Genomic DNA, 12,654 nt, shown 5'->3' with positions numbered 1-12,654 from the left:
GAAAAAACAAGAACATGTATCGTTGTCAGCAATTGATAATGGATTTACAAGGAGCGATTTGGCATAGCAACAACGAATGAAAGGCCATCCGCAAAGGGACGGACCTTGTTTTTGATGAACATTAACGGAATAAAGCTGGATTATCTTCAATCAAGCCTGCACTGGCATGTCGCTTCAAGGCCTTGACATCTTGCAGGGGGGGGAGTCCGAACAGGCGACGGTATTCCCGGTTAAATTGCGAGGGGCTTGAGTAGCCAACTTCCAAGGAGGCATTGGTTACATCCATTTGACCGCTAATGAGCAGTCTCCTGGCTTCTTGAAGCCGAAGTTGCTTCTGGTACTGTAGCGGTCCCATTGAAGTTATAGCTTTGAATTTGTGATGCAAACCGGACACGCTCATGTTGGTGGCGTTAGCGAGCTCTTTCATAGTAAAGGAACGGGCATAATGGTCTTTGATCCAAGCGATAGCCTTGCCGATACCCTCAGCTTGCTGATCAAAGAACACCTGTTGAAAGAAAAGATGGCTGTACTCACCAGATAGCAGCTTGAAGATGAGCTCCTGTTTAATTAATCCCGATAAGAAGAGGGTTTCTTCTTCAGGCTTATTAAGAAGCGATAACAGACGAACAAACAAGACAAGCAATTCCTCGTCTGCCCTTCCAATAAACGCAGCAGTCGAATGTTTATCGCGCGGGCTGACTTTTAATTGGGATTCGGTGATAACCGACGCTATTTCTTGAATGGTAAAATCAACCCGCAAGCCGATATAAGGCTGCGTATCCAAAGTGTCGGCATTCACTTGCGCTGTAGTGGGTAAGGCGATAAGCGAAGTCAAGAAATCGCCTTCCCGAGCGTAAAGAATATGCTCACCAGAATGGACTTTTTTGGAACCCTGCAGAACTAGGCAAAAAGAAGGACTCAACACAACGGGAATCGGCGGCATCCGGCGGCTGTATCTGTTAATGGTCAAATAAGGGATTCGAGTTTGATAACGGCTGTCGGCACTCACTCTGCTCTCGACCATTGCCTTGGCCTGCTCCAATAAATATTGGCACCGATCTTGCTGCCCCGATTCCTCTAAAGCCAAGAAGGTAACCATGTCAATCTCCTCTCTTTATAAAAGTATCCATTATATCAACTTTCTTGCAGGATCGAGCAATTTTTCGGCAGAAATCATCAGGTTTTCTTCTGTAGTGTAATCTATAATGACCTCAGCAGCAAATAAAGATGGACAGAGAAAATAAGGAGAAGCCGAAAACAGTTTTTAGTAAACCTCCCTGAAGTATGCTCCAAATTTCTTGCAGAGTGGGGTCAAAAAAGGGATAGAACTGCTTTTGTTATCATTTCGGCACTCGCATGGCTGATTGTCGTCCTGCTTATTTTCAAACCGAAAGTATCGGGTACGAGGAGTGTTATCGAAGTGATATATAAACCATTACATGAAGTACAACCATTTAAAGGAAACGAATGAAAACGTGGAGGGTATGAGGGTATGGCGATGAAGGATCAAAATAAACAAACTGTTTTAGTTACCGGTGGTACTGGTTTTGTGGCGGGATGGGCCATTTACGAACTCCTCAAGCGGGGATATAGAGTACGGACCACTGTAAGAAGTAAAGAGAAGGAGCTGCTGATTCGTAAAATGATACAGGGTAATGGGATAGATACCTCACCATTGTCTTTTTATATAGCGGAACTTACGAGCGATGAGGGTTGGAACCAGGCAATGGCAGGAGTGGAGTATGTGCTTCATATTGCTTCTCCACTTGTTGCGGGGGAGCATGACGACCTGAACGCTTTCGTGATCCCGGCTCGTGACGGGGCGCTTCGTGTACTTCGGTCGGCGGTTAATGCCAATGTCGGACGTGTGGTTATGACTTCTTCGCTCGCTGCCGCAACCCCGGATATTTCCAGCGAAGACCAGCAGGTCAACGAGTCGTTTTGGTCCGATCCGAACGACAAAAATCTGAATTCTTACCGCAAATCCAAAGCCATCGCCGAAAAGGCTGCTTGGGATTTTATGAAGGAGACCCCCTGCAAAACCACTTTAGCGACGATTCTTCCGGGAGCTATATTTGGGTCTTTTCTTTCTGCTTCCGTTCCGCGTTCCATCGAAGTGATACAAAAGCTGGTACAGGGGGGAGGGCCCGGTAATCCAAAAATCGGATTTGAAATCGTCGATGTACGTGATTTGGTAGACCTTCATATTCGGGCGATGACTGAGCCAAAGGCATCTGGACAACGTTATATTGCCAGCAGCGGATATATGAGGTTGGTCGATATGGCTAAGTTTTTGAAGCAGGAGTTAGGTGAAGCAGGGAAAAAGATTACTACCCGATCTATTCCGGATCTTGTGCTAAAGAATGCCGCCAAATTAAATCCATCCCTAGCCTCTTTAGTTCCAATGCTGGGACGTAAATTTCGTTACACTTCGGAAAAAGCAAGGTCGGAGCTGGGCTGGAATCCTCGTCCAGCCGAGGAGACTGTTTTGGACAGCGCAAAAAAACTGATAGAGTCTCATCTGATTTAATTAAGTATTACTTGAGCGATTAAATACATTTGGGCAACAATGTTGAAATACAGGAACATATATCATTTGCCGAAAATGACAAGAACATAGTCCGATTACCGATTAAGTGAAGGCCGACTTGGTAAATCCCTTGTTCATCTCAGGCACATGCCAGGTACCCGGATTCAAAGTAGCATCGTCTGCGTGTTTGGTGAATAGCACCCGGTTCTGATGGAGAAGAACAATTTTAATGGATAGTCGATAGTTAGGATAAGGGTTTACCATAGCCGCAGCCTTGCTTCCAGAATCTTAGTCATCTGTTCGACCATTTCTTCTGGTGAATACGGCATAGATTGAACGACCCACCACTCAATCAACCCTGTAAGGGAGAGGGATAAGAATTGAGCCAGCACATCCCTGTGTATACCGGTTTCCAGCTTCATATGGTTCACCACCACGGTCATATTCCCCTCAATCATCTGTGTCATACGGTGTCTGAAAGTCGGAATGCCTTTGTTTGTGATCAAAACACCATAAACAGCTGCATGCTCCTTCAGATACGTGAACGTACGAATCACCAGGTCCCGGGACAGTTCAGTGGCTGTCCCTCCCTCCGGCTTACAGCTGTCAGCAAGCATCGTCAGATACGTTTCCACGCTCTGTTCCAGCAGGTCATATTTGTCTGTAAAATGCAAATAGACCGTTCCACGGTTAACATTGGCCCGATCCGCAATCCCTTGAATGGTGATCCTCTCAAAATCCTGCTCCCCCAACAGCCCGATGAACGCTTGCATAATCATTTGTCTTGATCGCACGATGCGTCGATCCATGGTCTTCCCCTCTTTCTTGAACACATCCAGTGTCCGTTGTTCATTTCTCAACAAAAACGGATGCGATTAGCCATTGCGTTTGCCTCAGTCCCAATGATACCTTGATTGTAGTACACAGATGATAGATATTCAACAACTGTTAACTATAAGAGGAGGGGATGAGATTGAACATACTCGTGTACGGCGCAGGTGTGCAGGGAAGCTATCTGGCGCATACCCTAGTACGGGGCTGTCATGACGTGACCGTGTTGGCAAGAGGAAACCGAGCGGAGGAACTGGAAAAGGAAGGGCTGATCATCCGGCACTACCTTCAGCGCAAGACCACCGTCGATCCGGTTCGTGTGATACGTACACTGGAGCCGGATGACGCGTATGACTTGATCTTCGTCGTGATGAAATATTCGGACTTCGGAGCTGTGCTGCCGATCCTCGCAGACAATGATAGCCGCCATATCATACTGGTCGGCAACAATATGGATACCTATGCCATGCGGGATTATTTGAGCAAGCCTGGGCAGTCACCCAAGCAGGTCGCATTTGGATTCCAGACTACCGCTGGTACACGTGCCGACGGAAAAGTCATTTGCATTCGTGGCGGACACGGGCAGATGGTCATCGGAGGATTGGACGGACCCGTTCCTTTCCGATCCCTGCTGGAGCAGGCATTCATGCGAACCAAGTACAAGCTCACTGATCATGATCAGATCGATGCCTGGCTGAAAAATCACATGGTGTTGGTCGTGCCTATGAACATGGTGATTCTGTTCCATGGCTTCCAGATGAAACAGGTTATTCGTGATGACAAGCGAATGCGTCAGTTGGTGGCGGCGATGGGGGAGGGCTTCCGCGTACTGGATTCATTGGGGTACCCGCTAACCCCTGCGGGGCAAGCGTCTTGGATTACCGGTTATCCACGCTTAATCTATTGGGCCCTGAAGCTTTTCTTCGCGCTCCCGGTTAGCAGGCTGATTGATGGGACGGCAGTGGAGCTCAAAGCGTTGAATGAGGCATTTGCCGAGTGGAGGGTCAGGTCGGATGTACCTACGCCGAACTGGGATGCGTTGGAGGCTGAATGGCTCACCCAATCATAGTCACTGCTGCAAGCCGAGTGATATGATGGGAAAACTGATGTCGGGAAGTATCAGAGCAGTTGCCGAGACGCACTCGTGGCCTATCTTTCCGGTAAACGGGAACAATCCGGTAGATATGTGGGATAATCTAAGATAATTATGTAACTATATCTTTTAAATCTTGAAAATTACATGGTTATCTTTATAGAACGAAATAATAATGTCACGAAAATTTCTTACTGAAGAAGATAACAATTTATTTTTTTTCCAAGATAAGCTGACAGGATATTTTGCAGACTTATCCGTAATTTTAATATAATTTAACCCTAGTGTTCTACAAATTGAAATAGGGAGTAAAGCCACTCCCTGATTAACCTTTATAATTTCAACCAATAAATAAGAATCGATCTCAAAGGAAATATTTGGGGCGAAGCCGGCTTTCTCACAAAGCATGGTTGTAAAGTCACTATATTCTACATTATTAGCAAGAGTGATAAATGGTTCATGGGCTACATGACTTAACGAAATCTCGTTTTTACCCGTAAGTTTGTGGTTCGAAGGTAAAACCAGAACAATATCTTCATTTACCAGTAAACAACTCTCTAACTCTTCATCTTGGATAGGATGACCTGTTATTCCTAAATCCATGTCACCTTTTTTTAAACTTGTCAATATTTCGCTTTTGACTCCGATGGTTTGAAGTATTTTTGATTCAGGAAAACGGGTAACACATTCACTGATGAGTCCTGTAAGGAATCTTGAATTGGAAATTGATATTCTTATGGTGTTAGCAAATTGTTGTTCCTCCGATCTAATTTCCAATTGGGCATTTTCAATCTCCGTAAAAATCCTGTTAACGTGTTTCAAAAGAATTTTTCCTGACGAACTCAGTTGGATATTTCTCCCTTTCCTCTCAAATAGTGTTGTTCCCAATTCTTCTTCAAGTCTTTTAATAGTCAGGCTTAAAGAGGGCTGAGCAATATTCAATTGTTTGGCTGCATTAGTAAAATGCTCGGTATAAGCAACTGTCTGAAAGTATTTGAGTTGAAGCAACTCCATTTAGCTTGGCTCCTTATTTATTATGATAAATATATACATACATTATTATGTATTAGTTTAAATGTAAATATAGATATAAGATAATGTCATCAAGTGAAGTGAACAAGATCAAACTCAAGCGACATATAATAAATAGTACAAAATTTGAGCAAGAAAGGAATGTGCTTTCTATGAGAATTGATGTAAATAACACTTTTAAAAATTTCAATACACCATTAACAGCACCAGCATATTCGGTGCCAACCTATAAATTTGTTAATCGTGAATATCTTAACATTATTTACCGAACGGATGAAAAAGCTTTACGCGCAGCAGTGCCGGAACCCCTAGAAATCGGTGATCCCTTGGTTAAATTTGAAGTGATGTGGATGCCCGATGTTTCCGGACTAGGTGCTTATACTGAGGCTGGACAAGTAATTCCTGTCCGATTTAATGGTGAGGACGGAGATTATGTGCATTCGATGTACGTTGATAACTTTCCAGCGATTGCAAGTGGTCGGGAGCTAACTGCATATCCGAAAAAGTTAGGTGCTCCCAAGCTTTATGTAGATTCAGATACTCTTGTTGGCACACTTGATTACGGTACACTTCGCGTTGCAACAGTCACCATGGGGTATAAGCATTTTGAGATGGATAAGGAACTAGCTAAAAATGAAATTTGTCGACCTAACTTTATGGTTAAGATTGCTACTGATTACAATGGAGATTTAAGAATTTGCGACTTGGTACGAACACAAATAACGAATATAGAGGTTAAAGGGGCTTGGACAGGTCCTGCTCGACTTCAATTATTTGAGCATGCTCTGGCACCTCTTGCAGATTTGCCTGTATTAGAAGTCGTTTCAGCATCTCATATCCTTACGGATTTAACCTTAAATGCTGCACAACCTGTATACAACTACTTAGAGGAAAAATAAGGAGGACTTTGAGATGAGAATTGCAGTTTTAGGAGCGGGGTCTTTAGGAACCATAGTTGGAGCATATCTTGCTGCTGGCGGAATGGATGTTGAGTTGATTGATGCATACAAAGCACATGTAGATACTTTAAATCAAATAGGTGCTAAAGTAGTGGGTACGACGGAATTTCAAGCAAAGGTAAAAGCCATCATCCCTGAACACAAGTCAGGCAAGTATGATTTAGTCTTACTGCTAACAAAACAATTATATAACGACTCTGTTCTTAAAGAGTTACTTCCTTTTCTAAGGGACGATAGTGTTGTATGTTCTCTACAAAACGGTATACCCGAAAAGAACGTTGCTTCAATTGTTGGTGAAGAACGTGTAATTGCAGGTTCTGTTGAATTTGGTGCTACGTTTATTGAACCAGGCGTATCTAGCCTTACAACCGAGTATACGCAATTTAAAAAGTACGCTTTTCAAATTGGAAAATTAAACGGCGAAGTCACAGAAAGAATACAACGTATTAAATCGGTTTTAGACCTTGTCGGCGGAACACACATTTCCGATAACTTAGTTGGCACGAAGTGGTCAAAATTACTGATCAATAATGCATTCAGTGGTTTATCTGCAGCATTAAATGGAGCATATGGAGACATTCTTGACAATGAAATTAGCATTGTTTGTGCAGTTCATATCGCAGATGAAACGATCAAGATTGGACACTCAAATGGTGTCAAATTTGCTAAAATGGGTGGATTCGATATAGAATCTTTGGAATTAAGAAGAGAAAATGATATTCCTGAACGTGTCCAAACCTTTAGGGTAGTCATGGAACCGTCCAGGCTGCTAAAAGCAAGTATGCTTCAGGATCTTGAGAAGAAACGTAAAACTGAAATTGATTACATTAATGGTGTGGTTCCCAAAATGGCAGAAGGGACAGGTATTTCAACACCATTTAATGATTTAGTTGTAGCCCATGTCAAATCTGCAGAAGAATCTCAAACTGTGCCTGATTTTGATACAAATCTAAAAGCTTTTAAAGAGTTATTGAATATCCAATAAGAAACAAGATGCATGGGGAGGAGAGAAAGGGAGTGCTTCGGTATTCCCTATCATTATAAAGAAAGCTTTTTAAATGACGGATTGTCAAGCTAAGTGCGACAGTTCCTCTGAAAAGGATTCGTGAGCGGTTCTCCAACCCAAGCATTTTCGTGGTCTATGGTTGATCAAGCGCAGAGCAGTCTCCAAGGCTTCATCCGTGATTTGCGCAAAATCTGTCCCCTTGGGAAAAAACTCTCGCAAGAGGCCATTGGCATTCTCATTCGAGCCGCGTTGCCAGGAAGAATACGGATCTGCGAAATATACCTGTAGGCCATGAGCTTCTTCCAGGCTGGCGTAACAGGCGAATTCCTTGCCACGATCTGCAGTAGCGGTTTGAAATGCACCGTCAGGGTACTGCGAGGCTACTACACCAAAAGCAATTTCCATGGACAAAGCTGTACGGTCAGGCATGGGAACGGCGGTGTACAGTCGGGTCTTGCGTTCGATGAATGTAGCTACGCAGCCCTTGCTTTTCCCACGGCCCGAGACGACCGTATCGAGTTCCCAATGACCGAAGGTTTTCCGGGAACGAACCTCTTTCGGACGCTGAGAGATGGTCTTACCCACAGCGAACTTGCCGCGTGTCTCTACAGGCTTCTGCCGTTTACCTTATTGGCGTAGGACGGCAAGCACTCCTTTCACCAAACGGCCTGTATATAGCCAGCGATAGATGGTTTTAAAGCAGACCACAGGGTGTCCCTCTTGACGGAGTCGTTCTACGATCTGCTCGGGAGACCACGTGGCATGAAGCTTTTCTTCAATAAGGACCGACTGCTGTGGTGTCCATTTTCCGGCTGGGACGGAGGACTTACGTCGCTGGACATAGCTCTCCTGAGATCGCTCGGCACAATAGGGCTTCTGCGTTTCATTTCGACGGAGTTCTCGGCAAATGGTGGCATGATGCCTGCCCAATTCACTGGCAATGGCTCGAGCACTTTTCCCCTGCTGGTGGAGGATTTCTAGCTTGCTGCGCTCGATTATGCTAAGATGTGTGTAGCTCATGGTGGATTCTCCTTGTGTGAATGTGGTGTAGGAACCTTCATTCTACACGAATCCGGCCATGGGCCATTTTTTATTTATTTCCCGTAGGTGTCGCACTTCATATTACAATCCGTCAAATGAAAAACTTTTTAACGAATTTATGGAACAAAAATGAATAGAAAATACTGGACTTATCGTTCCAGTAAAGGATATACTGTACCTACGGAAACGGAGGGAGAACCATGGGACGCTACAAAGAGTTTGATAAAGAAGCGGTGCTTCATAAAGCAATGCTCGTTTTTTGGAAGAAGGGCTACGAAGCGACAAGCATTCCCGATTTGCTGGAAGCTATGGATCTTAGCAGATCAAGTCTGTACGAAACGTTCGGGGACAAACAAACGCTTTATATCGACGCGATCAACTGGTACAAGAAGTGGAAGCAAGCCAAACGGGACATCCTCGTCAATGCGGCATCCGCAAAATCGGGAATCCGGCAGTACTTCGAGATACATATCGATTCAGCCTTGGACGGCGAGTCGCCGAAGGGCTGTCTCATTACTAATGCAGCAGTCGGCATGGATTCGCCAGATGAGCAACTGAATGCGTTGATCAGGGAGCGGTTTGACGAGTTGGAGAAATCCTTCTACGAGCTGCTACGCAAAGGTCAGGAGACGGGAGAAATCATGCCTGAGAAAGATATCAGGACTTTATCTTATCTGCTCTCAAACCTGAATCATAGTATAAATATCGTTGCGAAGGTGCAGGGGGACCGCAGCAAGATGCAGCAGATGATAGACATGGTGATGGAAATGCTATAAAACATTTTTTTTAAACATTTTGGAACGATTGTTCCAGAAAATTTCTGGTGAGCAAAGGGGACTTTCTATGCATTCAGCTTCCACTCCAACGGAAAAATCGGTTTCGCTAGCGCTGATTTTTATCCTGGCAGCCGCTTGCGGTATCATAGCGGCAAATCTTTATTATGCTCAACCATTGATAGGCTCGATCGGTTCGAGCATCGGACTCTCCTCCGAGGTTGCCGCACTCATAGTTACGTTGACTCAAGTCGGTTATGGAATTGGCTTGTTATTTATCGTACCGTTGGGAGACATCCTGGAAAATCGTAAGTTGATCCTTGCATTATTGCTCCTTACAGCCGCCGTTTTGACAATTGCCGCTGTAATCAAAAGCGCCATCCTGTTCCTTACCGCTTCGCTCATGATCGGAGTAGGTTCTGTAGCAGCACAAATCCTTGTACCGTATGCGGCTCATCTTTCGCCCGAAGTCGTGCGCGGTCGCAATGTAGGCAACGTCATGAGCGGGCTACTTCTGGGGATTATGCTTGCGCGTCCTATTTCAAGCTTGGTGGCGGAGTATATGGGCTGGCGTGCCATTTATTTCATCTCCGCAGCTTTGATTTTCGCGCTGGCTCTTGTATTGGCTAAGGCACTACCCTCAAGGAAGCCTTCGACCGCTACAGCTTACTCGGCCCTGCTGCACTCTATGCTGCATCTGCTGAAGGCGACACCGGCATTGCGTCGGAGGGCAATTTATCATGCTTGTGTATTCGGAACGTTCAGTTTGTTTTGGACTACAGTTCCGTTGGTATTGACAAGTCCGCCGTTCCATTTCACTCAGAAGGAGGTTGCTCTGTTCGCATTAGTCGGGGTTATGGGGGCAATTGTGGCGCCAGCGGCGGGCCGTATGGCAGACCGTGGATGGGTTCGCTCGGCTACGGGATGGGCATTGGCCATCGTCATCTTTTCTGGGATGCTTCCCTTGCTGGTTCCATCAAGTTCTGCACTGGCAGTCCCCATCCTCGTAGTTGCAGCGATTTTACTTGACATGGGGGTTTCCGCCAACATGGTTCTCGGGCAGCGGGTGATTTTCTCTTTAGGAGCGGAATTTCGCAGTAGGCTTAACGGTTTGTATATGGCCATTTTCTTTTTAGGGGGCGCAATCGGCTCAGCGGCAGGGGGATGGGCTTACGCAACGGGGGGATGGGAGGCGGCACTGCTGATCGGAATCGCCTTACCGGCCATAGCCATGGCGTATTATGCGACGGAGTTTTCGAGATTAAGGAAGAAAAATCTCATTGATTGAGGCACAGTTGAGTAATCCACACGTTCTAAACTAACGAAGAACGTTAGTTCAATAAATTGGCTTTACCACTTTTGAGCAACATGCTAAATTGGTGATAACTGATACGGTATTTAGAAGGAATTAGCCCCCAAATAGGCGTATATATAATTGTACAGTGACCTCTCAGGGAACAACCGCCCAGAATAGGTTTGGAGCCGGCAGGACATCCTCCTGGACTTCTTTAACAGAAATGAGGCGCTCCATGTTTTTGGCGCTGCACATTTGATGATTATTCAACCTGTCGAAATGACAGGTTTTTTTGCATAGAAAAACAAAGAACTTAACAGAGGGAGCACTACATTAGACTGTGAAAATAAAGTTATAGACTAACCTAATTAATTTCAAAAAAATAAATTTTATCAAGTTGTGATTTGTAAATGTAAGTACTACAATTAAATACAAGAAATGAAAATTAGAATTAAAATATTCTATTAACAGGGGGGATGATGATTTTGAATTGGGGTAGGTTCAGGAAGCAGGCTACTACATGTTTATACCATTTTATTGTTTTGGCAATAGACAATTAATTTTTAAAGAGGAGGCCTTTCTTTGAAAAAATTAGGTGTGGTATGTAAAATAGTTCTGATACTTGTATTCTTAACGTCTTTAACACCGACCTTTGGCCAACATGTAGATGCATGGTCAGGTATGCCTATGGGAAAGCTTCATGTCAGGGGCAATCAATTGGTGAACAGCAGCGGAAAACCTATTGTTTTGAGTGGCTGGCATCAACCGTCTGGCGCATACTGGACTTATCAAAACAGTAATTATTATCTCAATTTGAATGGTAATAATCGTCATGCAGCCATTTTGGCCTATTTGAAGGATATCACCAACACCTTTACAGACACCAGACCAAAGTATGGAAGCAACCACGGCTGGTATATGAATCAGGTTCGATTGTTTATTGATCGCCAGGATATGGGAGATGTGGCCGCAGGTTCATACAACTTTTCAGGTTTACAAGCAGCTACACAAAATGTGATTATACCATATATCAATTATGCGAAAACAAAGGGCATTTATGTGACTCTTGGTCTTGATTTTACTTTGGCTAACGACCAGGCTACCACACAATCCAATTTGGACAAATTCAATCAAATATGGGGGTATCTTGCCTCGCAGCCAGCTATTAAGAGCGCGGATAACGTCATGTTTGAACTGATCAACGAGCCCATTAAGTCGTATGCGAATGGGCATTGGGGGGGCTATGCCGGCGAAAATGATTTTGTTGACCATTGGAATGATCTGAGAAGATTCCAAAACTCTATCATTTCCACGATTAGAAGTAAAGGAGCGGATAATGTTATATGGGCTGCAGGGCTTGGATACGACCAATTTTACAGTCCGGCAGCAAAACACCCGCTGATAGACCCATTGAACAACTACGGCTATGCTGTCCACTGGTACCCGGGCTACGGAGCACATGATGACAAGGATAAGCTACAATCGCAATGGAATTCCAACATTAAGGCGGCAGCTCAAGCCTATCCAATAAATATTACAGAGTTTACCTGGTTCAAAACTCAGCCCGGCGACTCAGAGTATTGGAACTTGTTTAACGGCTCTAATGATGGATTTGGGAAAAACACGAAGTCGATTTTTACAGCAGCTGGTAATGTCAGCATGACCGCACACATGAATGGATTTCTGCTGGAAGCAGGAGCAAGGAGTTCATTTGCAGACCCAACGGCTGGGTTAAAGTGGGATGGGGATACCCGACGTCAGGCGATGGCCCGTTTCTTGTTTGACTGGTACTATGAACGTGCACGGACCTATCCGAGAGTACTACTCCAGAACAGTGAATCAGCAGAGGAGAATGGGCCTGCGACTGCACCGACTGATGTGCTTACAGATACATACACTACTGTACCGACTGACGCACAATCAGAATGATGTTAATAATTTCAACGCTGATACTTACGAATGACCTCGAATTTCTCATCTAAACTGAATTTAGTCAAAAAAACTGCACCCCTTTGTTAGTCGTATCTGACAAAGGGGTGCAGTTCACTTTCCATCTATTTTTCTTAACTCATTTCTCGACCCACAAAATATCTAT

At 44.5% G+C, this 12,654-nt stretch carries 11 protein-coding genes and 1 pseudogene; 7 read left to right on the top strand and 5 right to left on the bottom strand.

The genetic code is table 11. The annotated features are described in order from the left end of the window. Nucleotides 1–121 precede the first annotated feature (121 nt). Complete coding sequence (locus FKV70_RS21675) at nucleotides 122–1,099, bottom strand: AraC family transcriptional regulator (RefSeq protein WP_142614371.1); 978 nt, start codon at nucleotides 1,097–1,099, stop codon at nucleotides 122–124. 393 nt (nucleotides 1,100–1,492) lie between these two features. Here FKV70_RS21675 and FKV70_RS21670 point away from each other — a divergent pair, with 393 nt between their 5' ends. Further along, complete coding sequence (locus tag FKV70_RS21670) at nucleotides 1,493–2,530, top strand: NAD-dependent epimerase/dehydratase family protein (RefSeq protein WP_244310806.1); 1,038 nt, start codon at nucleotides 1,493–1,495, stop codon at nucleotides 2,528–2,530. 102 nt (nucleotides 2,531–2,632) lie between these two features. On the opposite strand, the gene FKV70_RS25970 is transcribed toward FKV70_RS21670, so the two are convergent. After that, nucleotides 2,633–2,794 (bottom strand): hypothetical protein, encoded by a 162-nt coding sequence (locus FKV70_RS25970; protein ID WP_155762551.1) that lies wholly within the window; start codon nucleotides 2,792–2,794, stop codon nucleotides 2,633–2,635. Further along, on the bottom strand, nucleotides 2,788–3,339 hold the full coding sequence (locus tag FKV70_RS21665) for a TetR/AcrR family transcriptional regulator (protein WP_142614369.1): 552 nt from the start codon (nucleotides 3,337–3,339) through the stop codon (nucleotides 2,788–2,790). The genes FKV70_RS25970 and FKV70_RS21665 overlap by 7 nt, the downstream gene beginning before the upstream one ends. Before the next feature lie 164 nt (nucleotides 3,340–3,503). On the opposite strand from FKV70_RS21665, the gene FKV70_RS21660 reads away from it, so the two are divergent. Then, nucleotides 3,504–4,430, top strand: coding sequence for a ketopantoate reductase family protein (locus tag FKV70_RS21660; protein ID WP_142614367.1), 927 nt, complete (start codon nucleotides 3,504–3,506; stop codon nucleotides 4,428–4,430). A gap of 153 nt (nucleotides 4,431–4,583) precedes the next feature. On the opposite strand, the gene FKV70_RS21655 is transcribed toward FKV70_RS21660, so the two are convergent. After that, nucleotides 4,584–5,468, bottom strand: coding sequence for a LysR family transcriptional regulator (locus FKV70_RS21655; RefSeq protein ID WP_142614365.1), 885 nt, complete (start codon nucleotides 5,466–5,468; stop codon nucleotides 4,584–4,586). A gap of 170 nt (nucleotides 5,469–5,638) precedes the next feature. Here FKV70_RS21655 and FKV70_RS21650 point away from each other — a divergent pair, with 170 nt between their 5' ends. Continuing rightward, nucleotides 5,639–6,385 carry an acetoacetate decarboxylase gene (locus FKV70_RS21650; protein ID WP_142614363.1) on the top strand — a complete coding sequence of 249 codons (747 nt, stop codon included), beginning with the start codon at nucleotides 5,639–5,641 and terminating at the stop codon, nucleotides 6,383–6,385. Between the two features lie 13 nt (nucleotides 6,386–6,398). Then, the gene (locus FKV70_RS21645; protein WP_142614361.1) at nucleotides 6,399–7,430 is read left to right on the top strand and encodes a ketopantoate reductase family protein; all 1,032 of its coding nucleotides are present in this window, start codon (nucleotides 6,399–6,401) and stop codon (nucleotides 7,428–7,430) included. 84 nt (nucleotides 7,431–7,514) lie between these two features. Here FKV70_RS21645 and FKV70_RS21640 read toward each other — a convergent pair. Then, nucleotides 7,515–8,471: pseudogene (locus FKV70_RS21640) on the bottom strand (IS30 family transposase). 221 nt (nucleotides 8,472–8,692) lie between these two features. On the opposite strand from FKV70_RS21640, the gene FKV70_RS21635 reads away from it, so the two are divergent. From FKV70_RS21635 to FKV70_RS21625, 3 genes are all read left to right on the top strand, one after another. Then, nucleotides 8,693–9,268 (top strand): TetR/AcrR family transcriptional regulator, encoded by a 576-nt coding sequence (locus FKV70_RS21635; protein WP_142614359.1) that lies wholly within the window; start codon nucleotides 8,693–8,695, stop codon nucleotides 9,266–9,268. A 67-nt stretch (nucleotides 9,269–9,335) separates the two neighbouring features. Beyond that, entirely contained in the window at nucleotides 9,336–10,553 is a 1,218-nt protein-coding gene (locus FKV70_RS21630; RefSeq protein WP_142614357.1) for an MFS transporter, read from the top strand. A 588-nt stretch (nucleotides 10,554–11,141) separates the two neighbouring features. Next, entirely contained in the window at nucleotides 11,142–12,488 is a 1,347-nt protein-coding gene (locus FKV70_RS21625; RefSeq protein ID WP_063210412.1) for a cellulase family glycosylhydrolase, read from the top strand. The last annotated feature ends 166 nt before the right edge of the window (nucleotides 12,489–12,654 follow it).

This window comes from Paenibacillus ottowii (assembly GCF_006874425.1).
GTDB lineage: Bacteria > Bacillota > Bacilli > Paenibacillales > Paenibacillaceae > Paenibacillus > Paenibacillus ottowii.
The sequence above is the reverse complement of the archived record's forward strand: the minus strand, read 5'-3'. Positions and strand labels throughout refer to the sequence as shown.